Genomic DNA, 26,597 nt, shown 5'->3' on the forward strand with positions numbered 1-26,597 from the left:
GTTATACGATCCTTTGTTTTAGAGATTGGTATAATAAAAATAATGCAGTATTACTTGCGTTTTCGCGAATCCCTTCCCGGTTGCCAGGAAAAAGATACAAATGACTTTCAATAGATCCATCTGGAGTTTTTAAACCTATCCAAACAGTTCCCACAGGTTTTGTATCTGTTCCGCCATCTGGTCCTGCGATTCCAGTGATCGAAATACAATAATCAGAATTGGTTTTTTCAAATATACCTTTCACCATAGCTTCAGCTGTTTCTTTACTTACAGCACCGTACTGATTTAAAATTTCTCGTGATACACCGAGTAAAGATTCTTTCATTTCATTGGAATAAGTTAAAAAACCGCCAATAAAATAGGAACTAGATCCCGGAGTCTCCGTTAACTTTTTTCCAAGTAAACCACCAGTGCAACTTTCACCAACAGCAATGGTGAGTTTTTTAGCTAGCAGTTCTTCATGGACATAGGTGAATACATCATCAGAAATGATCTTTGGATATTGATTTTCCAATTCTCGAACTATATGTTCTAATTTTTCTGCGTTTGTGGACTGAAAAATACACTTAATATAACCTCTGTTTGCTGTCACACCCCAATCAACTTCTGAGAAAAGGCGCTCCCTGTTGGCTTCCACAAAATCTTTTTGGTAAAGCGATTCACCGATATTCCATAACCATTTAGTTTTCTGAACCAAATTCTCCCGAGGATAAATTCGTTTTAATTCCGGAGTGAGCCTACGTGTAAACATCTCCTTCATTTCAGAAGGTACGCCTGGCATACAAACCAAATAGGAATCGACGCCGATTGGTTCTACAAATCCAACAGCAATCCCCACATTATTGTCTAAAGTTTTGCAATCTTCGGGAACATGAGTTTGGCGAATTACTGTAGGAAGTATGTCACTATACTGTTTTCCACGTGATTCGTAAATTCGTTGCAAACGAATCTTTGCCTTTTCTACTGAATAAGATTTTTTTCCACTCAGTTTTAATACAGTCTCCAAGGTATAATCATCTTCTGTTGGTCCAAGACCACCAGTCATAAGCACAAGCACTGGTCTTGTTTCCGAAAATCTCTTTAAGGTTTGGAGCTCTGTCAAAATAAGTTCAGGATCATCTGGTAAGGCAATGAACTTTTTTACCTTCCAGCCGAGTTCAAACAATTGGTTAGCCATCCATCCGGAGTTTGTATCTAAACTTCGGCCTGCAGTAATCTCAGATCCAGTTGCAATAATGACAATGTAAGGTGCTTCCATTGATAATTTAATTCTCTTCTTTTGACATCTTCTCTGGTGCGGATATTCCAAGAAGTTTTAATCCACTTTCTAATGCATACTTGGTATATAACACAAGCGCCAAAAGTGTATCTCTTTCGTTTCCTGTTTTATCCTTGATTCGATTGTCTTTTTGCGAATAAAACTTTGTAAAAGACTTACTCAAAGATTGTAGATAGTTGGTTAGGCGATGTGGTTCAAAACTAGTTGCTGTGTCGTATACTTCTTCCTGAAGCCTTGCTACCCAAAAGAGAAGTCGTGTTCGTTCTTCTTGTTTCAAAAAATCATCAGATATCCCTGCTTGAAGGAGTTTCAGATCCATAGGAACTTGTAATTCGCGAAAAATAGAACAAATCCTAGCATGAGCATATTGAATGTAAAACACTGGATTCTTATCTGACTCATCTTTTGCCAAATCTAAATCAAAATCGAGTGGAGCGTCCGAACTTCTCATTAAGAAAAAATAACGTCCCACATCTTTCCCTTGTTTACCTAAATAAGATAAAAGGTCACGCATCGTTTGGAAAATTCCCAAACGTTTGCTCATTTTTACTTTTTCTTTGTTTTCGATTAGATTTACTTGCTGAGCTATCAGAACTCGAAAACTTTCATCCTCTTTTCCAAAGGATTTCACCGCGCCCTTCAACCGTGCGATATAACCATAATGATCCGGTCCCCATATATCTATGAGTGTATCAAATCCTCGTGCGAATTTATTATAATGGTAGGCGATGTCAGCCATTAGATACGTAGGTCTTCCATCTTCTCTTCGAATCACTCGGTCCTTATCATCACCATAGAGAGTGGATAAAAAATGAAGTTTTCCATCAATAGTGGTTACATCTTCTTTTTTTAAAATAGTAGGAACCTTTTCCACATCTCCAGCTTCATGAAGACTGCGTTCACTAAAAAACAAATCAAAGTTTACTCCAAAGAGCGTTAAATCTTCTTTTTGGCGACTTAAATTGTATTCCACAGCATAACGTGAAAGAAAATTGATAACCTCATCCCATTTTTCAGAATGAACCAAATCGAACACATATTTGGTTTTTTCATTATCCTCCAAACACTGAATCGCAATGTCTTTGATGTATTCTCCGCGGTAACTTTCTTTTGGAAGAATTCTTTTTTTGATTAATTCAAATACAGATTCATCGGACTCTTCTTCTTGAAAACTAATGGTTTCCCCTTTGGATTCAAAAATTCGAAGAAGAACTGCAACTCCAAGTAAATACACTTGGTTCCCATAATCATTAACATAAAACTCTCGTTTTACAGTATGTCCAAGACTTGTTAGTAAATTTGCGAGTGCATCCCCATATGCTGCTGACCTAGCAGAAACAATATTCATTGGGCCCGTTGGATTTGCGGATACGAACTCAAGAAGTATCTTTTCTTTTTTGGGTGTTTCTGCAAAAACTACATTTCCCGAAATCACTGAATTTACATACTCTTTTAAAAACTGTGTTTGAATCCTAAAATTTAGAAAACCAGGAGGTGAGAAACTAACAAACTCAAAAAACTTTTCATTTTTAATTTCAAGAAGAAGTGCTTCAGCAATTTCCTTAGGATTTTTATTAAGTATATTTTTATTTTCTAATGCAAAAGGAGAAGAATAATCTCCAAACTTTTCATCTCTCGAATATTCGATTCGAATTTTTAAACTTTCCTTTAAAGAAGTAAGGTTATTTTTTTCTAAATAGGTATTCACTGCTCTCTCTAATTCAGAAAGAACCTGTTGCTTTAATAATTGATTCACATTCATCTTTAAAATTTAATTTCCATTTTTAATTTATCTGAGTTTTGCCAAAGTTCAAAACTTCTCGCTTTGAATCGGGAAACAAAATGAGGAATACTCTCTTTTTCTTCCCTAAGAATGATCAAAAAAGATTCTGATTTTTCTTTTACTAAATTATTTTTTCTTTCTTTTCGGAAGTTCTCACCTTTTAGAAGGAGCTGGAACAATGCAAAAAAAACAGAAAGAGTCATACAAAGTAAAACTGTCTTTGTAATCGAATTCATAAATACCCTATTGACTTGTAAAATTCAAAGTATGATTTTAATTCTTTCCCAAAAAGAGATCTGAGAAACTGATTTAGAATTAGATCCCCATCCCGGTATTCGGATTCCTTGGGAAAAATTCCTAATACATTTGAAAATTTCTTTGATAACATAATAGAAAATAGTTTCAAAACAGGCAAATGATCTTTAGGGATAGGGTGACATTCGGAACATAAAAATTCACGTTGGTCGACGGAAAAATATGCCGCTGGTTTAGAAAGCACATCCTCCCCACAAGTATGACAATAAAATTCCGTTGGGAAATGCCCCATATGAGCGAGTGCACGTAACTTAAAGAAAGGTAAAATTTGTTTTTGAAATCCTTTTTCATTCGAAGTTTCCAAACTGCCAGATAGAAGTTGAAAAAGAAAAGGATGGCTTTCTCCCTCTGGATAGAGAAGTGAAGTCAGTTCCGTAACGTATAAAACGAACAAAGTGCCAAGGTAATCTGACTTCAATTCATCGTAACGTTTTACTAAATGAACTTCCTTTATTGACTTCCAGTCTTTTTCTTTTTGGTCATAATAATCAACTTCCACAAGAGAACCAAGCTCTGTTGTGATGATGGCACGTCGTTTGGATTTACGAATTCCTTTACTAAGTAAATTCATTCGAACTTGCGACTCTCCAGCCAAACTAATTAACCTATCACTATCACCTATGTCTTTACTCTGGATGACAATCCCCCTTTCTTTTAGAATTGCCATTTATCTTTCAAACACCAATTCCAAACATTCATCTTCTTTTTTACGCATTTGAATTGCATCTTCCTCATTTGTTTCATGGTCATAACCATACAAATGCAAAATACCATGAACGAGGAGACGATAGAATTCATCGACGATAGAATGACCAATTTCAATGGCTTGTTTGCTACAAGTTTCCATCGATATGACGACTTCACCTAAAATTTGAAACGGTATGGGTGGTGATTCTGAATACAGAGGAAATGACAAAACGTCAGTAGGTTTATTCAATCCCCTTCTCTCTAAATTGATTTTTTGCATCACAAAATCATCCACAAGTAAAATCTCTAACTCTAAAAGTTGCAAAAAACTTGGGCTTAAATGCTTTAAAATCAATTCGCAATTAACTAAAACTAATTCCGATTGGATTTCTGAATTCGACTTACATTGGTCATTCCAATGGACCGAAACCGAAAGTGAGGGATTCATCTTTTATTTTTTTTGGAACCTGCAGATTCCAAAGCTTTTGTGTCTTCCGGTTTAGGATATTTTGGTCTTTGGTGTAAACTAGAAAGTAATACTTCCTTAAAACTGGATTTAATAATTTCTAAATCACCTATCGTTAGTCCACTTTCATCCAATTGATTCTCAGCAAGTTTAGAGTTTACAATTTTACGAATAAGTTCATCTAAACTTTCTGGTGACACTTCATCTAATGAACGAGAGGCGGCTTCCAATGAGTCAGCGATCATAACAATTGCAGTTTCTTTGCTTTGTGGTTTTGGACCAGGATATTGAAAATCCTTTTTATTGATATTTTTTCTGGCAGAAGGAGAGATTTCCTGCAAAGCTTTGTGATAAAAGAATGCCATAGTGGATGTTCCATGATGTTCAGGGATGAAACTAATGATTTCTCTCGGAAGCCTTGCTTTTTTTGCCATTTCAATGCCATCTAACACGTGATCAATGACGGTTTTCGCAGCAAGTGCGGGATTGTTTTTATCAATATGTTCTGGTTTTGGGATCAAATGTTGGTTTTCAACAAAAAATCCAGCATTCGGAATTTTTCCTATATCATGGAAATAAACACCCACTCGAACAAGTAGTCTGTCCAAATTTAAATTTTGGGCCGCTCGTTCTGACAAAGCAGCCACCATAAAAGTATGGGTATAAGTAGATGGGGCTTTGGTTAATAATTGTTGTAACAATGGATGGCCGGTGTCTGCAAGTTCAATCAGTTTGAAACGAGTTGGAATATTAAAAACATACTCATACATCGGAAGTAAAAACTGTACTGCCGTGGCACTTGCAAATCCATTCACAAAACACATAACCGTAATGCGGAATAAATTAGAGTTAGTTAAATCACGGAAAAAACCTGCACCTGTAGTTACATAAAACTCTCTTCCATCAAACAAATATCCTGCTGTTGTGATAAGAACCTGAGCAAAGGTTAGTAAAAAACCTGCCTTTAAAAAATCGATTCGTTTGAGAAGCCGCCTTCCATAAATGGAACTCATGACAGCCACAGTAAAGGCCAACATAAATGAAGTTGGATTGTACCGTGAGGCAAAAAAAACAGCAAAGGCCAGAAAAAAACCAATGGCTATTGACAATTGTTCATCGTAAACAAAACCAAGAAGTAAACATAACATCCCCACAGGAACAAACATCCCAAAATAATATACACCCGACAAATCACTGTCAGTTGCATAAAATACTTTTGAAAGTAGATAAATGGATGCAATTACTATCCAAAGTGTAAAAAAGATAATGAGATTACTCGAAAGATCGTTTAATCGATTTGGCCGATATCGAATCAGATAAAATCCAACAATCACGATTAAAACACATTGGGTCAAAAATATAGAAACAATGGATGCAAGGTTTGCCCTTGTGGCATAACGATTCATCATATCTAATTTTATTTTTACTTCAGGTGTGATCACGTCTCCAGAACGGACAATCACCTCATTGGCTTGGATTCTACTTTTCTGAATAGGAATCGCATTGGTAGCCCGCATCCTGGCATTTTCCGTCTCTTCAGGATTGTAATTACAAGCAGGATAGGAATATACATAATAAAGTCCAATCCGAGAGACTGCTTTGAGAAGAGAATCAGAAACATTAGGCAACTTTTCAGAAGCTAACTTGGACAATACGGAGGCAACTGGCCCTTCTTTATAAATTTGTGACCGAGGAATCACTAAATTTCCATCAATGATGGAAGTTTGGTCTTGGGTACCAATGTTACGAATTTTTGCGCCAGATTTATCTAGATCTTTGGCAAAAGGAAGGTCTTCTTTAACAATACAATACTTTGAAAAAATCAGATTTGTATATTGTTGGATAAAGTTTTTTAACTTATCTTTTCTTGGATAATCTAAAATTGCTTGGATTTCTTCATTGGTTCTATTTCGCCATCTGGGAATTCGATCTTTCACAATCGCGGGTGTTCCCTTTCCTTCGGCAAGAATAGTCCGCAGTAGTTCCACATCTTCCGAAAGATTGGTATCAATCCCGGCGACTAAAATTCCAAAATCTTTATCAAACGCATAAGGAATATTAGCTGCTGCTTTTTGTTTTTCTTGGTTTGTTTTTTCTGTGTCTTCATAGGAGAATTCTTTAACCGATTGAATGGTTTCTGGGGCAATTTTTCCTTCTGAAAACAATCCGTCCGGATCTGTGTTGACACTAGTTTGTCCGAAAAATGGAATCGAAAGTACATAAGTAACAAATAACAAAGTAAGTGAAACTAAGATAATTTGTATGTTTCGAACTACCGAAACGGGTCTCACCCTTGTAAGAAAATCTGTGAGCCGGGTCATGGAGGAATCTAATATGGCTTTCATGGTTTTTTTGAAAAGAGACTTTCGTTTTCTTCAAATCTTCTGACAATTGATTCGACGATAGGGTGACGGGTGATATCCTCCCTTCCAAAGAAAATTGTCTCAATCCCATTTAGATTGCGCAAAGTATAAACCGTTTTTTCTAAACCTGACCTACCATGAGCCAAATCAATCTGAGTAGCATCTCCCGAAATTGCCATTTTAGAGTTTTTACCAAACCTTGTGAGAAACATCTTCAACTGAGGCAAAGTACAGTTCTGTGCTTCATCCAAAATAATAAAGGAATGAGAGAGAGTCCTTCCCCTCATAAAAGCAATGGGGGCAATTTCAATTTTTCCCACTTGTAAGTATTCACTTGTTTTTTCAAAACCAATACATTCGTGTAACGCATCATAGATGGGACGTAAGTATGGGTTTACTTTTTGTGTTAAGTCACCAGGTAAAAAACCTAAGTTTTCGCCAGCTTCGACGGCAGGCCTTGTGAGGATGAGCCTGTCCACTTCTCCCGTTTGCATCATACGACAAGCAGTGGCAATGGACAAAAAAGTTTTACCGGTTCCTGCAGGACCCATTGCAATGGTGATGTAGTTTTTATGAAGGCTATCCACAAAACTTTCCTGATTTTTGGTGCGAGGAAAGATGGGTTTTCCTTTGAAGGTAACAAAAATTTTATCGCGAGGTGTCCAAGTTTCTCCTTCCTTCTGGAAGTCAGAAGACCCTGGAGTCGGCCAACCACCACTGGAATCCTTTACTTTATTTACCAAATAATCGATATCAAAAAAAGAATAATCGGCTTTGTCTGGCCTACGTTTAAAATTTTCTTCCACTTTATGAAAAGTATCCAAGGCCACTTGGACTTGGTCATCACTTCCTTGGATGATGAGAGATTTTCCACGAGGGATGAGTTTTACATTGAGGCGACTTTCCCATAACGGAAGTTTGCTGTCTCCAATCCCACATACCGTTTGGTAGAGGGACTCTTCCTGAAATGTAAAACTTTCATCCATATTAGATAGTGACTACCCTGAGTTTTAATTCTTCTAGTTGTTTTGCCTCAACAGGACCTGGTGCTTCACTCATCATACAGGTTCCTTTTTGTGTTTTTGGAAAAGCAATAACATCACGAATGGAAGTTCCCCCAGTGAGTAACATCATAATCCGATCCACTCCAAAAGCAATCCCCCCATGAGGTGGTGCTCCAAACGAAAGTGCGTCCAATAAAAATCCAAATTTGGATTTTGCATCTTCTTCTCCAATTCCAATGGCTTCCAAAACTAGGCTTTGGATTTCTGGGTTGTGAATCCGGATGGAACCACCGCCAATTTCTGTGCCATTCAGAACTAGATCATAAGCTTTAGCACCAATCGAAGAAAGGTCAACTTCTTTCCCTGCTTTCCAATCTCTCAGTTTGTCAAAGTCTTCCTCTTTTGGGGAAGTGAAAGGATGGTGGAGGAAAGTCCAAGTTTTTGCGGTTTCATCTAATTCAAACATAGGAAAGTCCACAACCCAATGGAAACTATAAGGAACCTTAGGTGGATCATATTTTTCCGATAATTTCAAACGAAGGGCACCGAGAGAGGCGTTTACAATTTTGGAAGAGTCGGCTCCAAAAAATACCATATCCCCTTCTTTGGACCCAACTGCTTTTGCGATTTTATCAAGTGCTTCCGGTGTAAACCGTTTGGTGATGGTGGACTCGAGGCCATTTGCCCCGTGTTTCATATACGCAAGGCCTTTGGCTCGGAAGTCGCGGGATAACCAAGAAGTTAAGTCTTCAATTTCTTTACGAGAAATTACAGATCCACCCGGAACACAAATCGCCTTTACCACTCCACCACCGGAAACTGCTGCACTAAACACTTGGAAGTCTGCATCTTTTACAATTTCCGATACATTTACCAGTTTCATACCGAAACGAATGTCTGGTTTGTCAGAACCATACTCTTCCATTGCCACATGATATGGCATGGTTGCAAAAGGTGCATTCACTTCTAGTTGGAACACTTTCTTTAAAGCGAATGCCCACATAGCTTCAATTTCACGACGAATGTCTTCTTCTGTGACAAAAGAAAACTCCATATCGAGTTGGGTGAATTCAGGTTGGCGATCCGCACGTAAGTCTTCATCACGAAAACACTTTACGATTTGGAAATACCTTTCCATTCCCCCAATCATCAGGATCTGTTTAAAAAGTTGGGGAGACTGCGGGAGAGCATAAAACTCACCGGCATTCAAACGAGAAGGAACAAGAAAATCACGTGCTCCTTCCGGTGTTGATTTATTTAAAATAGGAGTTTCAATTTCTAAAAAGGATTTACTATCCAAGTATTCTCGGAGAGCAAATGTTAGTTTGTGGCGTAACACCAAACGGTCACGAAGTTCCTCGCGGCGCATATCCAGATAACGATACTTCAATCGAATTTCTTCGCCGGATGGATCAAACTCATCTAAAGTAAAAGGAGGAGTTTTGGATGTATTTAAAATTTCTACAGATTCGGCGATCAGTTCGTATTTTCCGGTTTCCATCTTTGGATTCACGGATTCGGCATCCCGAAGAGAAAGTTTACCTTTCACAGCAATCACAAACTCGGAACGAATTTTTTCTACTTTGGAGAAGTCATCTCCCAAAATTTCTTTTCTCGCAACGATTTGTAAAATTCCCGAACGATCACGAAGATCGATAAAAATCACACCACCTTGGTCACGGTAACGAAAGGCCCAACCGGAAAGGAATAAAGTTTTACCAACTGATGCATCTGTGACACTCGTTGCGCTAATTCTATTTTTGTATTCTGATGTTACCCACTGATTCAATTGAAAACCTCTTTATAATGGTACGTTGTCGAAACGGCTGATTTTCGGATTGAACATCAATGGAAAATCGGCCGTAGCACCCGCTCTGTTTTTGGCGATAATGATCTCTGCCATTCCCCTTTTATTTGGGTCAAGCTCCTCGGGAGGTTTCACCATTTCTTCCCGATAAATAAAACATACAATGTCCGCATCCTGCTCAATGGCACCTGACTCCCGTAAGTCGGAGAGTTGTGGCCTTTGGTCTTTGGAGCGGTTTTCAATGGAACGGTTCATCTGCGATAGTGCAATGATGGGACAACCTACTTCCCGTGCCATTTGTTTGAGTCCTCTGGAAATGTTAGCAACCTCTTGTTGCCTTCCACCCATTGCGGCCTTTGGATCACTCATTAGCTGTAAATAATCTACAATCACAAGTCCTACTTCTTCTGTGGTACGAAGTTGGCGGAGTCTTGCAGAAAACTCTTGGATCGTCAAATACCCAGAATCATCAATGTAAAGACTTGCCGATGTGATATTTCCTATACTGTCTTTGAGTTGTGTCATCTGTGCCGAAGTGAGAGTTCCTGCTTTTAAGGCATAGGAATCAATCCGTGCATCTGCACTGATGAGTTTGAGGAGTAATTCGATCCGGCTCATCTCAAGGGAAAAGATAACAACGGTTTTACGTTCTTTTAATGCAGCATTGGCTGCGATATTCAATGCAAAAGTAGTTTTTCCGTTTCCTGGACGAGCCGCAAGGATCATAAGTTCGTGAGACTTCAGTCCAGTTGTAGCCATATCAAGGCCAGTAAAATGGGTTTTTAATCCATTGATCCCACCCGTTCCATTTTGGCTGGCTGCGACTACATTTTTAATGTAATCAATAAGGGCATTGGCATCATCTTTTACTTTCCGTAAACCTTTGGATCTCTCCTGGCGAGAGATATCCATTAGCGACTGTTCAACGAGACTAAATATAGAATCGTTTTCTCCAGGTTCCACTTTGACTTTGTCAATGGCTTGGTTTAGTGCTTCGACATACTTACGTCTGTCGGAAACACGTTTCACACGCCTAACATAGTATTCTAGTGGTTGGAAAGGAACAGTATCTTTGTAAAGGGAAGTGATGTATTCCAAGTCACGGGACTCATCTTTGAAAAGACGTTTTTCCCGCATTTGGTTTGTGACCGTAACTAGGTCGATATTGATCCCTTCATTGATGAGATCTGTGACGGCTTCAAAGACTCGCCTGTGGCTGTCCATATAGAAGTCGTCCGGGCTTAGACCTAAGTCTTCCTGCCCGGCTACCCCTCTCATGAGTAGGTAACCGATTAAGTTCTTCTCAGACTCTATCTCCTGAAGGGGGTTAGAATTCATCGAAAAAGCTTTAGTGTAAGACTATGCTTGGCCGACGACTTTAACTACGATTACTGGAACAACACCTTCAGCCAAACGAACTTTGATTTTAAATTCACCAACCGATTTAATTGGCTCGCCTAAATCTAACTTACGTTTGTCGAGTTCCACTCCAGTGTTTTTAATTGCTAGTGCAATGTCATTCGCTGTAACAGAACCAAAAAGTTTGTCGTTTTCACCCACTTTCACTTTTACTTCGTATGTTTTACCATCAATTGAAGTAGAAAGTTCTTTCATCACTTTCACGCGTTTGTCGCGTTTAAGTTCAGCAAGTCTCTTTTGGTGAATCGCAGCTTTAGTGTTTCCATCATTTGCACGGACAGCAAATCTTCTTGGGATGAGGAAATTACGTGCATAACCATCTGCAACTTCTTTTACATCACCAGCATCACCAAGATTCAATACGTCTTTTTGTAATACAACTTTCATCCGTTACTCCTACAGAACTTTAAACGGTAGTAAACCGATAGATCTGGATTTTCTGATTTCACGAGCAAGGGCTCTTTGGTGTTTGCCACAAGTTCCAGTGATTCTTCTTGGAATGATTTTACCACGGTTGGTAACAAATCTTTCTAAGATGTCTACTCGTTTGTAATCAAGACCTGCAAGTAAGGCTTTGTCAGCACAGAACTTACATACTTTCTTTTTATATTTTGCGTTTTTACGACCGAATTTGCCTTCTCCGTCTTTACCACGGAAACCGCCTTTTTCGTCGTCTTCCATCCCGTCCATACTCTCGCGGGAATCTGTTCTTGTATCATCAATATTTGTCGTTTCGCTCATTGTCATAACCTATCAAAAAGGAATGTCGTCATCACCGGCTGGATAATCATCATAACCACTACTTACGCCGGAATCATAAGAATTGGAACTGTCAGAACGGTCACCACCTGATCCACCACCCTGTCCTTGGCCGCCCAGTAATTGTGCGGATTCAACATAAACACGGATTTTAGAGGCTTTTTTGCCTTCAGGAGTTTCCCAGGACTGTTGTTGCAGTCGACCTTCAATCGCTACTTGTTTTCCTTTGCCAGCATATTGTTTTAAAATGTCAGCAAGTCGGCCCCATGCCACACAGTCAAAATAATGAGTTTCCTCTTTTTTTTCACCGTTAGTCACATAAACTCTGTTATTCGCAATTGAAAAATTGACAACAGAACTTCCGTTCACCGATTTAAATTCAGGATCACGGGTCATTCGACCGATTATAAGTATTTTGTTAAGATCGTTAGCCATTGGCCCTAATTACGAGGGTTTTTAAGATGTTTGCATTGAGTTTAAACTCATGTTCTATCTTTGCAACTTCAGCGGGAGCGCCGGAACACTTGATAAGTGTGAAGTGACCTTGTTCGTCTTGTCCAACCGGATGCCAGAGTCTTTTAGAACCCCAATCCTCTTCGCCTTGGATCGTGAAGTTGTATTTGGAGAGTAAGTCTTTTACTGCAGACTTCGTCTCTTCTACATTCCCTTCACGAAGAATATTCGTGATTTCGTAGTTTCTCATATTTCTCCTATGGGTATACCTACATAGAAACACTTGTAGGTAGAAGAATTTGTTAGTTTCCACTAGGGTTTTGCCAATGGGGCCTTGGGTCAATGGAATTTCTTCTTGGAGTTCCCAAACCCTTCCATTTCCATGTAATTTCTAACATTTTTATGGGTGAAAAATCAAATTTTCCAGAGGTTTGGGGCCTTGGTCTTGGCCTATTTTTAGCACTTTATGCTGGGTTTTTAAACCACATCACCCCGAAAGAACCAGCCCTCGACAACCACTCCGGATTTGAATCCACCCTTCTTGGACTCGAAATGGCAGAAACTCCCAAACAAGTCCAAGATTTAATCGGAATCCCTGACACCATCGATTTTTTTAACTTATCAGCCGAATACAGAAAGGTTCATTATTTTGACTTTGGGTTTATCTTTTGTTATTTGGCATTTCTCACGTATACCGGGCATTATGCGGGAAGAAAGGTAAGACCCATATTTTTAAAGATCTTTATGGGAATGGTTTTGCTTCTAGTGATTGCCGGTTTTGCCGATTTAATAGAAAACATTTTAATCCTAAATGTTTTGGATGCAAAAACCGCAGAAGAGATGACTCCTTCTTTGGAATACTTAAAACCCACCTCCCAACTCAAGTGGTTTTGTTTGTTTGGTTATGTTGCTATAGTTTCCGTCTACTTTTGGTTATATGAAAAAAGTTGGATTTTAAGAACGGCCTCGGTTCTTTTTTTTACAGGATTTTTTTTGCAGATGTTTTCGATTTACAAAACAAATTTACTCGAACTAAGTTTTCCTTTTTTTGCCCTAGGACTTACATGCAGTTGGTTCCATTACGGTTTTAGTTTAGCTTTTAGTTCCTTATCAAAAAAAACATAACCCCTTCCCCCGGAAATCACAAGATCGGTCCCAAGTTGTTTGCAGAGAATTGCATATTCTTTTAAAAAACTTTCTGCCTCTTTTGGACCCAAAGGAAAAAAATAGTGATCTCCTGGAAGTGATTGGTGTTTTCCAAAAACAGGAACCACTTCCACAAACAAAAGTTTGTCGGCATCAAAATGTAGGACCACAGAGATATTGTGTTTTAAATATTGGTTTTTAGAACCAAATAAAAAATTCCCAAGGGAATATATCACAACTCCTTTTGGAAATACTTCAATCCCTTGCGGAACATGAGGGTGGTGACCAAGGATCACCTGGTATCCAGCACCTACCAAATATTTGGCGGCGTTTCTCTCGGTATCCATCGGTAAGGGACTATATTCCACTCCCCAATGAACAGAAAGAATGTTCACTTGGTTTGGTTTGGTTTTTTTAATCAAACGTTCGGCAGTTCCTACTCGGAAATATGCGGCCCCTGGTGTTTTGGTTCCCGAAAACAACCTAGTTTCACCTGTATCAGAAAAAGAAAAAATCCGATACTCAGTATTCTGTTTGGAAATAGTAATGGGAACCAAAGCATCCTCGGTATTTTTACCAGCTCCAGTATGACGGATCCCAAATTCATCCAATAACTCCAAGGTATCGTAAAGTCCGTTTTCTCCAAAATCCATAGTATGATTATTACCAAGAAAAACCCCATCGATCCCAAACATACGAAGTACAAGTAGATCCCTTCTTTCTCCAAAAAAAACATAGGACTTCCTTTGGTCGGCTGCCGGTGTTTTGTGGAGGATGGGGGTTTCTAAATTGAGAAATCGAAAATCAAAGTTCCTTAAATAACTAAAAAAACTACGAAAAGGATAATATGGATCTTCCGAACGCATCGAATCACGAACGCCCCAATTGAACATCACATCCCCACCAAACCAAAGTTTAGTGGACTTGGGATACTGGATGGCTTCGCCCGTTTCCGTACGGAAATGGTAAAGATCCTTTATGGGTAAATCGAGTTTGGGTTCTTCTGACTCAGGAATGTCCGCAGAAAACAAAAATAACGGAAAAAAAAGAACGAGCGTTAGTTTAAAACAAAATCGATTCATTTAAGAACGAAATTTTACCATTTAAAACCGGAAGGTATTTGCTGGTGGTTCCGTAATTTGGGATTTTTTTAACTTAATTTGGATGAGGACATTTTCCTTTTCGGTATCCAAACTAATCACTTTGGTAACAATTTCCTTCGGAGGATGGATTTGTTCGGGTTTTGTTTTCACAAGGGCAATTGCTTTTAACCCACGTTTGGTGCTAGAAAGTTCCAATCGGTCCAAATTCCCTTCTTTAAAAAAATACTCATATTCCCCATCTGGTTTGGTAAGGGCAATCCTAGAATCTGTTGTATTGAATTTTGCTTTGGGATTTTGAATTTCCGTTAAATAAGCACCAGTGAGGTATTCATAAATCACAGGAAAAGGAATCGCAAATTTTTTATTTGTATTTGGATCTTGGATGAGGATATCTCCCATCGGCAAAGTTTGGATTTCTTTTGTACTGGTTGGTTTGATTTGGATTTGGTTTGGATCTGCAATGAGTTCCGTAAAAACCATTCCAAAAAAACTATCCATTAATTGGATTTTGATTTGTTTGGATTCTTTCGAAAAATATAATTTTCCATCCAAGGAAACATTGTCTTTTTTCGGAACAAATGTTTGGATCTGCATAGAAAACTCAGACTTAAAACTTTGGAATTCAGTTTGTTTCTCTAAAATTTCTTTGAGTAGAGTTTTAGATTCTCCCTCTTTTGCAGAAATGTATTTTTCTTTGTTTCTACCAATAAAATTAGGGTCTTCCACTTCCGCAGACTGACACGAGATCAATAAAAATAAAACACTGATTAGGGCGGTATTTCCTTTCATTCCGAAATTTCCTTTTGTACTTTTTTTATTTTTGCAACGAGGTCTTTGTTTGACTCCGATTTTAATTTAGATTCGGAAAGTTTAAAGAACTGAAGTGCATTGACTGGATCTTTTTTTGCTAAATACACATCACCCAAATGTTCATAGATCACAGGATCTTCAAACCCTCTCTCAAGTGCCAAAGATGCAGCAAAATTCAAATGCAGTAAGGCACGATTAAAATCTTTTTTCCGAAACAATACCCAACCCAAACTATCCTGATAGGCCGGGTTATCTGGTTCTAAAGATACTGCTTGGTTGAGTAGTTGGCTTGCCTCTTCCGGATTGATATCTTTTTCAGCATATAAATACCCTAAATAATTCATTGCATTCGAGGCATTTGGATTGAGCGAAAGAGTGGTTTTTAAATCTGATTCCACTTCACCAAACTGTTTTAATTTATCAAAAGCTGTGGCACGATAAAAATAATAATTATAATTTTTGGGATCTAATTGGATTGCTTCTGTGAAATCGTGAACACTTTCTTTGTATTTTGCCAATTGAAAGTATGCAAGACCTCTCAAATAAAAATGAGTGGGCGAAGGATTTTCTTTGATTGTTTCAGATAAAACAGAAACAGAAAGAGGTTCTTTTTTTAAGTTCCCTTGTAAGTAGAGGTATGCCAAACGAAATCGCAATCGAAATTTTTTATCAGTTTCTTTGGTGAGTTCGAGTGCTTCCTTTGTGGACATGGTGGCATGATTCCATAATCCCAACATTTCTTGGCAGGAAGAAATTTTTTCATAGTACAATGACTGATCTTCGTTTGCATTTTCTTTTGATACAATTCGAGAAAGACCTTTTCGTAAAATCTTTTCAGCAGTTAGGTATTGCCTGTATTCAAAGGCAGATTGGGCTGTATCTGCATTCAATACTTCATATTCAGGAGAATTTTCTTTTTCGGCTAGTTCCAAAAGGGCAATTCGTGGAGAAAGTCTTCCAGGATTCTCTTGGATGTATGCCTTTAGTTTCGTTTCTAATCCATATTTTGAACCTGAAACTAGTTGATCCAACATATAGACAATTCCCTCTTTGGGAATTTTTTTCTCTTTTTTTAATGTAGCAAAGAAAATCGCAGCCGAATCACGAGAATCCATAAAATAAATTTCAGCAAGCATATGAGAGGCATCAATATCTCTAGGATTTTTTTCACGGATTTGTTCTAGATACATCCGGCAATTCTTAAAATCACCTAACACAAAATAGATTTGAGCTAGACGAAACAAAACTTCCATATCATTTTTATAAGCAGAAGTGTATTCGCGATAACGTTTGATGGAAATTTTTGGATAATCTAATTTATAATTAAGTTCACCCAGTGCTTTTGCTGTGAGGTATTTGTATTTGGAATGGTTATCTCGTCTTTCAATGACAAAAGAAAGAGCTGTGTAGTATAAAACGGACTGGTTCCAAAGTTTTCTTTCAAAATTCAAATTGCCTAGTAGGTATAAAAAATCTGGATCATTTGGAAACTTGTGAAGAGAATTTTCCAAAACATCGGAAGCTTTTTCCAACTCGCCTTGCCTGATCCGAATCCTTGTTTGCAAAAGAACTAAGTCTTTGGTTACATCTTCTGATTTTCGAATGGCATTTTCCGACCATTCCCAAGCTTTTTCCAAAGCCCCTAATTCTAAATAATTCTGTGCTTGTGTTTCAGAACTGAGAGCACTTGGTTCTTTTCCGACTTCCAACAAACACCTGTGGTAAGATTCCAAAAAAGAGACGGAACGTTCAAAGGAAAGTTTGGAATCTTCTGATTTCCTTCTTTGGGCAGCCTGAAATCCATCAACTTGTTCTCTCAAGGCCCGAGATAGGAGAAATTCAGCCGGTACACCAGGTGCAAGCGTAGAACATTCTTTGGTTCTTGTCCCAGACTCGGTGGCAAACAGAGAAAGTGAGAGAAAACAAAAGAAAACAAAGAGGAAGGGACGGTTTAAAGTTTTAATTGCTTGAAACATCAGTAGATTCCGGCAAAGATCGGGAACAGGGACAATCCTTGAACCAAATCTTCCGAGAAAATTTAAAATACATCCTGGCCGTTCTCATCGTGTGGGCAATCACTTTCCCATGGATTCTGAGAAACAAGGACACGATCCTTGCCAAATTCACCCTCGCCTACAATTCGTTTTTTGGTTATCCCAATCCCCGGATTGCGCACCAACTCATCGCCAAAGGGGATGCAGTCCTCGAAGGTAGAAAAGAGGGGGGAACCGAATTCCTCCAAATCATTAGTCAGTTCTTTAGTGCAGAAGAAAATACCAAAGGGAATATTTTACCTTTAGATTTAGCACTCATGGAAAAAGCATGTTTGTATTTTCGAAGCAAAGAACATGTGGAAGATCATTTTTTAGAACTCACTTGGAGAGAAAAAGCCAAAGAATGGGGATCTCCCCTTTTTCTACGTATGGCACCGCAAGGAGAACTCATCCTCGGACCCAATCCCAAAGATTACTGGAACTCCCATATTGAAGCAGTTTTAACTGCACTTGACTACTACAAACGCGCGTTACGTTTTTCTGGACCAGAACTTTTGGCCCCTAAAAAAATAGAATCAGTTGCCTGGGCAAGTTGCCGTCCAAGCGAAATTCTACTGGGATACAAAACACATATGTTGGAAACAGAAACTTATGTGCTAAAAAAACTAACCGAATTAGAAAAAGTTCCAAGTGGACTTAGTGCCGTTCAAAAACGAAGTGTAGTTCTTTCATCCATCAAACGTAGTGATTTTTCAGAAGTATCAGCTAACGATTATTTAGAGTCTTTACTCCGACAAATTTTACTCACAGGTATGAAAAATTTTTCTCCTAGAGAAATGGATGATATATATGAAAGGATTCTCTACTTTGTTGGTGCCGATGAAAGAGAATATTTAAAATTCAAATTCAGAAGAGCTGAATTATTTTTCCAACTAGGCCAGGAAGAAGAAATTTATTACAAACGTGCGGCCATTGAATTTAAAGAAGCAGCCAATATCCAACTTGCCTCAGAAATCGAAGACATCAATGTACCTGCTCTTCTCGTTCACGAGTTTGAATCAAAAATGAAAGAGGCAGAATCATATCACAAACTCAAAGAAAATTCGAAAAGTTTAGTGATATTGGATGCCTTAAAACCAAAACTGCGCAATGTCGACGAACGAAGCGTAGGTGGCAAAAAAGACGATATTTTAAAATCATATCATAACTTAACTAGATCCGTCCTTCGAAAACTGGGTCGCTACGAAGAAGCAGATGAAATCCCCTTTAACGAATGAAATAAAGTATTTTGATTACAATGCCACGCACCCACCTTTTGCAGAAATTTTGGAATCTTGTTTGGCGACGTATCTCAGAGAATTTTACAATCCTTCTGGGATCACACGATATTCCCTAAAAAACCAAGGAAAAATCGAACAAACAAGAAAATATTTTGCCGGTCTTACCCAAGGTCATGAGAAACAATTTGTTTTTTCTGCAACGGGAACGGAAGCAAACTACTTACTCATCCAAAGTCTACGTGTTTTGTATCCAAACTTAGATTCCGTAATAGTTTCTCCCTTTGAACATTCCAGCATGTATTCAGCCTTGGATTCCTATGGTTTTTTTCCAGACTTGATCCAAACCAACAAATCAGGAATCATCGATATTCAAAATTTGGATCAAAAATTAAAAGAAAACCCAAGACCAGTGATTTGTCTTTATGCAGGAAACGAAACGGGTGTCATCCAACCTGCGGAAGAAATTTCAAAACTAACTAAAACCTATACCCAACTTTTTTACAGTGATTTGATGCAAGGATTTTGCAAAGTGAATGTCCCATTTTCCTTGTTTGATGGGTATACCTTTTCAGGACATAAAATTGGAGCGGGAATGGGAGCTGCCGTAACCTATTTACCAAAGGCAAATACAAACTTTCGTGTGTTTGGTGGAGGGAATCAAGAAAATGATCATAGAGCAGGTACAGAAAATACTTTTGCCATTGAATGTTTAAACAAAGTAACAAAACTCCAACTAGAAAATTTGGAGAATAAAAACAAAAAACTCAAATCCTATCAAACTTTAATTGAAACTAAATTAGAAGAAATGGGTTGTACGATCATTGCAAAAAATTCAAAACGACTTCCGAACACTACATTCCTTATATTGCCTATCCAAGCAGTTGACTTCTTTCTATTAGGAATGGAAGAAAATGGAATTTTAGTTTCTACCGGGAGTTCTTGCAAATCTCGAGCAAGAGAAGCATCCAAATCCCTACTCTATATGGGATACACAGAGGAAGAAGCACTTCGCTCCATTCGAATCTCCACGGGTTACTTTACAACGGAAGAAGAAGTAGAACAGTTGTTATCCAGAGCAAATGAACTAATCCAAAAGCTCCAATCCATTTAAATTCATGAAACTTAGAATTATTGCAAAATATTCCAGAGAAGAATTTACTGATGGAGAATGTATTTGGGAAGAAAAACAAGACCAGTTTGGCACAGTAGAAAGAACAACAAAGTTTTCCGGAAAACTCATTAGCGAATTCCTAAAAGATTGGGCATTATTTGTTGAACGAGTATTATCTCAAAATCCAACAAAAGATGAATTCTTAGATAAATTAGGGAAAAAATCAGATAGTTTAGAACAAATTGTATTTGGGAAAATTCTTCCCTTTTGGCGTCATCCCGGATTTCCCGATTCCATCCAACTCCTAATCGATCCTGAATTTTCACCTATCCCTTGGGAAATTTTACGCACTCACAAAGGTTTTTTATTCCAAGATAAGGATTACAGAAGAGGGATTCGAATTGATACGATTCAAAAAGAATACAAACAAAAAACAAATTCTATTTTGCTTGTTTGTAATCCAGTAAAATCAAACTTAATTTCCACAGTGAAAGAAGAATGTATGGCTTTGTTTCCTATTTTGGAAAAAAAATTAAACTTACGAATTCTTAAAGAACATCATTTAACAAGAGTCAGATTCATTGAAGAAGCTGGTTCCGTTAAATATTTACACTACGCTGGTCATACAGAAAAAAACGGAATTCCACTTGGCGCAAATGACTTTTTATATTCGAAAGAAATATCAGAGCATTCTTTCACCAATTTAGATTTAGTTTTTTTTAACAGTTGCCATTCCTCTTTTGATTCCATCGAACATTCTGGACTTACTACAAGCTTTTTAAAAGCTGGCGCCAAAGAAGTCATAGGATTCCTATTTCCTGTGGAATCAAATTTAGCAAAGGCCATTGGAATCAAATTTTGGGACTCCTATTTAAAATCTAAAAATTCGCATAACTCCTTAGCTAAAATTAGAAAAACATTATATAATGGTTCTTCCAATGAAATCATCACGGCGATCAGTTTAGTTCATTTCTCAACACAAACCCCAAAACCAAAATTCAGACAAATCCTTGGCATAACATTTGTTCTACTAGTTTTATTTTTTTCTATTGTTTTTTTAGGCGAAAAGAAAGAACCTATCAACGCAGAGAAATTTGAAATACTAAACCCACCCAAGGTAAAAAAAAAAGATGATACTAGCCTTCCCCAAGACCCGGTTTTAATTCAAATTTCTCATTTAAAAAATCAAGAATTCCGCAAAATGGTCCTTCAGTTTTTAAAAACCAAACACGCATTGTTAGATGATTCTCAAAAAAGAGAGCTTATTGAGTCCATTTTATCAAAAGATATCTCAGAAGAGAAAATGTATTACGAATTTAAAACCAGGAGTGGATTTTGAAAAAATTCAAAAACATTCTAATTTCCTTTTTTTTTCTATCTTTTTCACTCCAAGCACAATGGTTTCCCAAATCAAAACCATTTGAGGACATTTGGACTTCCTATCATTCAAAACAAAATTTATTTAGCCAAGCTTATGGCATCCAAACTAGGGATACGATCCGACCAAAAACGGAAGCTGAGGAAGAAGATTTTTCCTTTTACTGGAAATCTTGTAATCAAACGGAAATCAAAGATTTAACACAAATTCTGCGTTACATTTCCTTTTATGATGCCATTTTGACTTTGAGGCAATGTGTAACCGCAAACAAAGAAGAACAAATTCAAATTGAAAAACAAACAAAGAAAAAAATCTTCGATTTGATTGTATTGCCTAAATTGGAAATTTTAGAATCAGAAATTACTAACGAAGAACTCATTCCCCTTATAGGTGAATTAAAAAAAGAATGGGAAAAAACAATTTATGTATTTTCTAATTTATACAAATCGCATGAAGTATTATTTTTAGGAAAAGAAAGAGAATATACCTTAGCCATCAACCGTGTTTTGTATTCCGAAATGCCAGAATCCAGAAGGAAAACTTTGATTTTGCGACTTCTGCAAGATATGAAACAGCAAAACAAAAACACCTTTCAGCTGTTTTACTATTCAAAACAAAATCCTTGGTCTTCCTCTAACTTAATTGAAGAAAATTCAGAATCAAAACAATTTTATTTATCCCTCATTGAAGAATGGAAAGTAGATCCGGATTTTGAGCCTGAACAACTCTCCTCATTAAGGGAATTCCAAAACTGTTTAGATGAAATTCCAATTTTGAATGAGAAAATTAGACTTTTAGGTTTTTTTGGTTTTTTTAGTGACTATGGTCGGTTCACTTCCAAACACCAATTAACATTTTCACAAACGAATCAAACGCGAGTTCGGTTCGTTCGACAAACCTTATTTCGTTCCCATCATTTTCAAAAAAGATTAGAAAATGTACTGACATCTTGCAAAAATTCCGTCCAATCAGTGAAAGAAATATGAGTGATGAGATTCGAAAGTTAATCGATAACTGCCTTCTAGGGAAAAGTTCGGCTTGGCAGGAATTGATTCGGAGGTTTCACAGACTCATCATTGGGACTTGTGCTCATTACGTTCCAAGAGAGGAAGTCACAGATACTTCCCAACAAGTGTATCTCAAACTTACAGAAAATGATTACCATCTCCTTCGAAAGTTCAAAGGAGAGAGTTTACCTGCATTTATTATCTATTTAAGTGAAATTTCTAAAAATATAAGTATGTCTCAGACAAGATCCATTCGTCGGTATGAATATCGAGAGGGAATTTCTTTGGATTTGAGCATCGACATTTTAGACGATAGGCAAAACCAAGAAGACGTCTATTTTGCTTGGGAAGAAAAACGTGAGTTTTACGATCTCATCGAAGCTTTGGATGATGCACATAAAGAAATTCTCATCCTGAGGTTAAAAGGGTACAAATTTAAAGAAATTGCAGAAATCCTCGATGTTCCCCTAGGAACAGTCCTCGCTCGGGCCAATCGAGCCAAAGAAAAAATAAAAAAAATCCTTACAAAGGAAATAAAGCCGTAGCGGGGGGTAATAAATACTATGGAACCAAAAGATCCGAAAGAATTTATGAACCGACTCAAATTAAAAGAAGCCCTTTACCTCATGTCCCAAGGGGAAGATGCGGACTCATCCACCATTGATCGGATCTTAGAAACCGTTCTTCCGGATAAGGGTTCCATCATACTAATTTATCTACAATTCGTAAAAGACCAGTTGAAACTTCTGATCAGTGACCAAAGTGATTCAAATCTAGTGACTCCAGAATTAGCCTTCCGTGGGACGGGAAATTCCAGTGGAGCCTTCCGAGTCCATAGACAAGTGGGAGGGCGAGATTTGGATTTTGTTTTCCAACCCAATCCTGAAAAAAACCAAGTTTTTCTTTCGGTAGAGGGTTCTAATTGCGAGCGTCTTTCTGCTAAGCTGTTTCTGGACGGAGCCCCCGTGGAAACCCTTTCCAAACTAGGTTCTCAGTCCATGTTTGATTCCCCAATTACCCTAGATTCAAGCCCTGAACTTGCTATCTTTGAATCCGGTAAGGAAATTGGCCGGTATCATTTTATGTTACAATCGTAATTTTTTTTGTGAACATGCAATAAACGGGAAGTCCAAAGGCATTGATTGGTTAAGGAAATGTTCCTAATTTTCAGGAACCTACTTTCTTTTCCAAACTAGTTCACTTCAAAATCCCGACTTCCGTCGGGATTTTTTTTAAGCGTTCACTCGGAAGTAAATCACATCTCCATCTTGGACAATGTATTCTTTTCCTTCCACCCGGAGTTTGCCTTCGTCTTTCACTTTCGCTGCATCCCCTGTTCTATCGATGTCCTCATAACGCATGACCTCAGCACGGATATATCCCTTTTCAAAATCTGAATGGATGACACTCGCCGCCAGAGGTCCCGTACTTCCCTGGTGTGTGGTCCAAGCACGGACCTCTTCCACTCCTGCTGTAAAAAAAGTAAGTAAACCAAGGAGTTTGTAAGAAGCACGGATCATTCTAGACAAACCCGATTCCTTTTCTCCAATCTCTTCTAAAAATGCCAATTGGTCTTCTTTTTCTAAACCCGAAATTTCTTCTTCAAAACGTCCACACAATACAACAACAGGTGCATTTTCTTTGGAAGCAAAATCGATGATGGTTTTGACAAGAGGGTTATCACTGGTTTTGACATCGGAGTCTAAAATATTGGCAACATATAACACCGGCTTGATGGTGATGAGGTTAAATTTTTTAGCAATTTTACTTTCTTCATCACCAAGTTCTACAGTGGAGGCACGATTTCCTTTTTTTAAGGCATCTAAAATTTTATCCATTACAGATAAAATTTCTGCTGCTTCTTTGTTTCCTGTTTTAGCAGTTTTTGCAACACGTTGTTGTTGTTTTTCTAAACTATCCAAATCAGCTAAAATTAATTCATAATTGATTACAGTGATATCTTCGATGGGATCAACTTTCCCATGAACATGCGTTATGTTTTCATCTTGAAATGCACGAACCACATGGCAGATTGCATCCACTTCACGTATATGAGATAAAAACTGATTTCCAAGTCCTTCCCCTTGGCTTGCCCCTTTCACAAGACCGGCAATGTCCACAAATTCAATCATGGTGGGGACCGTACGTTTTGGTTTGTAAACTTCTGCCAGACGGTTCAGTCTTTCGTCCGGTACTTCCACAACTCCCGTATTGGGTTCTATCGTGCAAAAAGGATAGTTGGCAGCCTGAGCTCCTGCCTTCGTGAGTGCATTAAAAATAGTCGACTTACCGACGTTCGGGAGACCTACAATTCCACAATTCAAAGCCATAGGGATAGGTTTTTACCGAGAGACGGTAAGACAAGGAAAATTGCTTTCTTAGTTTTGAAATCCTGTCTCAAGATACACAGAAGTAAGATAAAACATGGAACTAAGGATGAGAACAAGGTAAACAACCGAATAAATTTTACCAATCCGTTTCCAGGGATACCGATCAAACAAATAGAGTTCCTTGATAATGAGTTCCGGACTAGGATCAGTGGGAAGGGTATCTTCTCTTCCGGCCTTTCTCCAAACGAACTGGCGTTCCTCTTTTCCTAGTTGGAAAAAGGCAGCAGATGCACCTTCCGCAAAAACATCCAAAAGTAAAGTTGGGATTTCAAAGTATTTAAAGGTAATGATTCCAGAAAAACTAGTAAGGATAGCTAGGTAATTGATCACAACTATCAATGGACTTGCCGTATAACTTGAACTAAACAACAAATACAAATAAAGAATTAGAAATCCAATTGAAACATATTTGGCAATACGAGAAAGAATTTTGTATAATTTTTGTTCTTGGATAAAAAGGTGAAAAACTTCGTGTTTCATTCTGGTTGTCTCTAAATGGAGAGTGGCTTCTTAACTCGATTGTCAAATTCCTTTGGAATCTCCGTCTCCACACACTGTTTTTTTCCTTGGAAGTCGGTAAAGCACAATCGAAAGGAATGAAGATACATTCGTATTTCTTTCTTTTCCCCGCTTGATTGAGAATACACTGGATCACCCAAAACAGAAAATCCTAATTCACGAAGCATAACGCGAATTTGGTGCCTTCTCCCTGTTAAAATTTTTGCCATTCCAAAGGAAAGATTTTCTTTAGAATGAGTGGAAAGAATTCGAAACTCGGTAATTGCTTTTTTACCTCCACTCCTCACAATTTTTACTTCTTTATTCCCATCTTTTATAAAACATTCAAATCGTTTTTCTTTCCATTCAGGAATCCCTTGGCATAAAAAAATGTATTCCTTTTCTGCCTCTTTTAGTAACAAATCAATTTCTTTGTTGTTACCATGAGTTTTTCCTAGGAGAACAATCCCACTTGTACCCAAATCCAAACGATTAGCAGTGCGGAGATCTGACAAACCAAGTTTTGAAGCAAGTAACCTTGTGAAATCCATTCTGTTTGGGTCTTTTGTTTCATGTACGGGAATTCCAGCTGGTTTTTCAGCTAATAGAAACTCATCACATTCAAAAAGAATAGTGGTCGAGATGTTCTCACTGAGTTGGATTTTTTTAGTCAGATACTTCAATCCAAAGACCAGAGAGACTACGAATATTGATCACTCCCGATCGAAAAAGAAGATATTGTCCTTTGATTCCGACAAGTGTATCTGAGATAGGAGTATCTTTTGTAAGTTTGAGTGACTTGATTTTATCAGGGTATGATTCAATGGGGTATTCTATTTTTGTAACACCTTGGCTAAGGTCCAACCGGTTCCAGACAAGTTTAGTTTTGCTATCTTGCGGTGAAAAAAAATCGTTTTTCTCTAAATGGTTCAGAAATTTACTGGCCTCGCGCACCAAATCCATGTCAGGTGGTTCACCAGCTACCATCTTTTGCCAAGTGGTTTTATCCGGTAAAAACTGACTCAAATAATGTTCTAAAATTCCCGCATCCCTTCTCGATGTTACTTCCAAAATAGGAATTCCAAACTTTGCTCCTTGGTCTACCCAACGGTTGGACACTGGATTTTCTTTTGTGATCCCAACTTTTAAACCACTAGAGTTTGCAAAGTAAACAGTATGTTTTTTAAAACAATTGGTTTTTCCCCATTCGGGTTCCCGACATGTACCTTTGTGAAAATGACAAGTTTCAGGCCTTAAAATACAAAGGTCGTTCTCTGCAAGATTTGTAAAACAGGTGAAACAATAACCTTGGCTAAATGATTTTTTTGTTTTTTTCCCACAGTGCAAACAACGAATCTCGTCGTTCGTAGAAAGAGTGATTTTTTTTCCAATCCAAGATTCTACAGGTGTTTCGGAAGTAGATTCTACTGCACACAAATCTTTTTTGTCAGCTTCAGGGTAGTTTGCTGTTTCCCAAAAATAAGAAACAGGGGAAATTCCCTTGTGTGACATTTTCCGAACATAACCTTGGATCTTTGTCATAAA

At 37.8% G+C, this 26,597-nt stretch carries 27 protein-coding genes; 7 read left to right on the forward strand and 20 right to left on the reverse strand.

Annotation, left to right across the window (positions count from 1 at the left end):
• Window position 1: 1 nt before the first annotated feature.
• From CH364_RS09395 to rpsF, 13 genes are all read right to left on the reverse strand, one after another.
• On the reverse strand, window positions 2-1,258 hold the full coding sequence (locus CH364_RS09395; RefSeq protein ID WP_100743243.1) for a nicotinamide-nucleotide amidohydrolase family protein: 1,257 nt from the start codon (window positions 1,256-1,258) through the stop codon (window positions 2-4).
• 7 nt (window positions 1,259-1,265) lie between these two features.
• Window positions 1,266-3,041, reverse strand: a complete 1,776-nt coding sequence (gene argS, locus CH364_RS09400) for an arginine--tRNA ligase (RefSeq protein ID WP_100743244.1) — start codon at window positions 3,039-3,041, stop codon at window positions 1,266-1,268.
• 2 nt (window positions 3,042-3,043) lie between these two features.
• Entirely contained in the window at window positions 3,044-3,298 is a 255-nt protein-coding gene (locus CH364_RS09405) for a hypothetical protein (RefSeq protein WP_207762223.1), read from the reverse strand.
• Entirely contained in the window at window positions 3,295-4,044 is a 750-nt protein-coding gene (gene recO, locus CH364_RS09410) for a DNA repair protein RecO (RefSeq protein ID WP_100743245.1), read from the reverse strand. Before recO ends, CH364_RS09405 begins: the two co-directional genes overlap by 4 nt.
• Window positions 4,045-4,512 carry an rRNA maturation RNase YbeY gene (gene ybeY, locus CH364_RS09415; protein WP_100743246.1) on the reverse strand — a complete coding sequence of 156 codons (468 nt, stop codon included), beginning with the start codon at window positions 4,510-4,512 and terminating at the stop codon, window positions 4,045-4,047.
• Window positions 4,509-6,875 carry an HD family phosphohydrolase gene (locus CH364_RS09420; protein ID WP_100743247.1) on the reverse strand — a complete coding sequence of 789 codons (2,367 nt, stop codon included), beginning with the start codon at window positions 6,873-6,875 and terminating at the stop codon, window positions 4,509-4,511. Before CH364_RS09420 ends, ybeY begins: the two co-directional genes overlap by 4 nt.
• Window positions 6,872-7,879, reverse strand: a complete 1,008-nt coding sequence (locus CH364_RS09425) for a PhoH family protein (protein WP_100743248.1) — start codon at window positions 7,877-7,879, stop codon at window positions 6,872-6,874. The genes CH364_RS09420 and CH364_RS09425 overlap by 4 nt, the downstream gene beginning before the upstream one ends.
• Window position 7,880: 1 nt before the next feature.
• Window positions 7,881-9,686 carry an aspartate--tRNA ligase gene (aspS, locus tag CH364_RS09430; protein WP_100743249.1) on the reverse strand — a complete coding sequence of 602 codons (1,806 nt, stop codon included), beginning with the start codon at window positions 9,684-9,686 and terminating at the stop codon, window positions 7,881-7,883.
• Between the two features lie 12 nt (window positions 9,687-9,698).
• Window positions 9,699-11,042, reverse strand: a complete 1,344-nt coding sequence (gene dnaB / locus CH364_RS09435; protein WP_100743250.1) for a replicative DNA helicase — start codon at window positions 11,040-11,042, stop codon at window positions 9,699-9,701.
• A gap of 21 nt (window positions 11,043-11,063) precedes the next feature.
• A complete protein-coding gene (gene rplI / locus CH364_RS09440; protein WP_100743251.1) occupies window positions 11,064-11,510 on the reverse strand; it encodes a 50S ribosomal protein L9 in 447 nt (148 codons plus the stop codon).
• A 9-nt stretch (window positions 11,511-11,519) separates the two neighbouring features.
• Window positions 11,520-11,804 carry a 30S ribosomal protein S18 gene (gene rpsR, locus CH364_RS09445; protein ID WP_012389070.1) on the reverse strand — a complete coding sequence of 95 codons (285 nt, stop codon included), beginning with the start codon at window positions 11,802-11,804 and terminating at the stop codon, window positions 11,520-11,522.
• A 72-nt stretch (window positions 11,805-11,876) separates the two neighbouring features.
• Window positions 11,877-12,317, reverse strand: coding sequence for a single-stranded DNA-binding protein (locus tag CH364_RS09450; protein ID WP_100743253.1), 441 nt, complete (start codon window positions 12,315-12,317; stop codon window positions 11,877-11,879).
• Window positions 12,310-12,585 (reverse strand): 30S ribosomal protein S6, encoded by a 276-nt coding sequence (gene rpsF, locus CH364_RS09455; RefSeq protein WP_100743254.1) that lies wholly within the window; start codon window positions 12,583-12,585, stop codon window positions 12,310-12,312. The genes CH364_RS09450 and rpsF overlap by 8 nt, the downstream gene beginning before the upstream one ends.
• A 92-nt stretch (window positions 12,586-12,677) precedes the next feature.
• On the opposite strand from rpsF, the gene CH364_RS09460 reads away from it, so the two are divergent.
• The gene (locus tag CH364_RS09460) at window positions 12,678-13,460 is read left to right on the forward strand and encodes a hypothetical protein (protein WP_100743255.1); all 783 of its coding nucleotides are present in this window, start codon (window positions 12,678-12,680) and stop codon (window positions 13,458-13,460) included.
• Here CH364_RS09460 and CH364_RS09465 read toward each other — a convergent pair.
• Genes CH364_RS09465 through CH364_RS09475 form a run of 3 tightly spaced genes read right to left on the reverse strand, consistent with a single transcriptional unit; the run spans window position 13,415 to window position 17,370 of the window.
• The gene (locus CH364_RS09465) at window positions 13,415-14,563 is read right to left on the reverse strand and encodes a CapA family protein (protein ID WP_100743256.1); all 1,149 of its coding nucleotides are present in this window, start codon (window positions 14,561-14,563) and stop codon (window positions 13,415-13,417) included. The two genes, CH364_RS09460 and CH364_RS09465, sit on opposite strands and share 46 nt — an antisense overlap.
• Window positions 14,564-14,584: 21 nt before the next feature.
• Window positions 14,585-15,373, reverse strand: coding sequence for a hypothetical protein (locus tag CH364_RS09470; protein WP_100743257.1), 789 nt, complete (start codon window positions 15,371-15,373; stop codon window positions 14,585-14,587).
• Window positions 15,370-17,370 (reverse strand): tetratricopeptide repeat protein, encoded by a 2,001-nt coding sequence (locus tag CH364_RS09475; protein ID WP_100743258.1) that lies wholly within the window; start codon window positions 17,368-17,370, stop codon window positions 15,370-15,372. Before CH364_RS09475 ends, CH364_RS09470 begins: the two co-directional genes overlap by 4 nt.
• A 38-nt stretch (window positions 17,371-17,408) precedes the next feature.
• Here CH364_RS09475 and CH364_RS09480 point away from each other — a divergent pair, with 38 nt between their 5' ends.
• The 6 genes from CH364_RS09480 to CH364_RS09505 are packed head-to-tail and all read left to right on the forward strand — an operon-like array spanning window position 17,409 to window position 23,261.
• Complete coding sequence (locus CH364_RS09480; RefSeq protein ID WP_100743259.1) at window positions 17,409-18,665, forward strand: hypothetical protein; 1,257 nt, start codon at window positions 17,409-17,411, stop codon at window positions 18,663-18,665.
• The gene (locus tag CH364_RS09485; RefSeq protein ID WP_100743260.1) at window positions 18,643-19,779 is read left to right on the forward strand and encodes a cysteine desulfurase family protein; all 1,137 of its coding nucleotides are present in this window, start codon (window positions 18,643-18,645) and stop codon (window positions 19,777-19,779) included. The genes CH364_RS09480 and CH364_RS09485 overlap by 23 nt, the downstream gene beginning before the upstream one ends.
• A gap of 4 nt (window positions 19,780-19,783) precedes the next feature.
• Window positions 19,784-21,118 carry a CHAT domain-containing protein gene (locus CH364_RS09490; protein WP_100743261.1) on the forward strand — a complete coding sequence of 445 codons (1,335 nt, stop codon included), beginning with the start codon at window positions 19,784-19,786 and terminating at the stop codon, window positions 21,116-21,118.
• Window positions 21,115-22,143, forward strand: coding sequence for a hypothetical protein (locus CH364_RS09495; protein WP_207762224.1), 1,029 nt, complete (start codon window positions 21,115-21,117; stop codon window positions 22,141-22,143). Before CH364_RS09490 ends, CH364_RS09495 begins: the two co-directional genes overlap by 4 nt.
• Window positions 22,140-22,709: an RNA polymerase sigma factor gene (locus CH364_RS09500; protein ID WP_100743262.1), complete on the forward strand. Its 570-nt coding sequence runs from the start codon at window positions 22,140-22,142 to the stop codon at window positions 22,707-22,709. Before CH364_RS09495 ends, CH364_RS09500 begins: the two co-directional genes overlap by 4 nt.
• 18 nt (window positions 22,710-22,727) lie before the next feature.
• The gene (locus CH364_RS09505; RefSeq protein WP_100743263.1) at window positions 22,728-23,261 is read left to right on the forward strand and encodes a hypothetical protein; all 534 of its coding nucleotides are present in this window, start codon (window positions 22,728-22,730) and stop codon (window positions 23,259-23,261) included.
• Window positions 23,262-23,396: 135 nt separating this feature from the next.
• Here the strand turns inward: CH364_RS09505 and ychF are convergent, their stop codons facing one another.
• Genes ychF through CH364_RS09525 form a run of 4 tightly spaced genes read right to left on the reverse strand, consistent with a single transcriptional unit; the run spans window position 23,397 to window position 26,594 of the window.
• Window positions 23,397-24,494, reverse strand: coding sequence for a redox-regulated ATPase YchF (gene ychF, locus CH364_RS09510; protein WP_100743264.1), 1,098 nt, complete (start codon window positions 24,492-24,494; stop codon window positions 23,397-23,399).
• A gap of 48 nt (window positions 24,495-24,542) precedes the next feature.
• Window positions 24,543-25,034, reverse strand: coding sequence for a hypothetical protein (locus CH364_RS09515; protein ID WP_100743265.1), 492 nt, complete (start codon window positions 25,032-25,034; stop codon window positions 24,543-24,545).
• Window positions 25,035-25,045: 11 nt separating this feature from the next.
• Window positions 25,046-25,735: an RluA family pseudouridine synthase gene (locus tag CH364_RS09520; RefSeq protein ID WP_100743266.1), complete on the reverse strand. Its 690-nt coding sequence runs from the start codon at window positions 25,733-25,735 to the stop codon at window positions 25,046-25,048.
• The gene (locus CH364_RS09525) at window positions 25,719-26,594 is read right to left on the reverse strand and encodes a DUF2797 domain-containing protein (RefSeq protein WP_100743267.1); all 876 of its coding nucleotides are present in this window, start codon (window positions 26,592-26,594) and stop codon (window positions 25,719-25,721) included. The genes CH364_RS09520 and CH364_RS09525 overlap by 17 nt, the downstream gene beginning before the upstream one ends.
• Between the last annotated feature and the right edge of the window lie 3 nt (window positions 26,595-26,597).

This window comes from Leptospira harrisiae (genome assembly GCF_002811945.1).
GTDB lineage: Bacteria > Spirochaetota > Leptospiria > Leptospirales > Leptospiraceae > Leptospira_A > Leptospira_A harrisiae.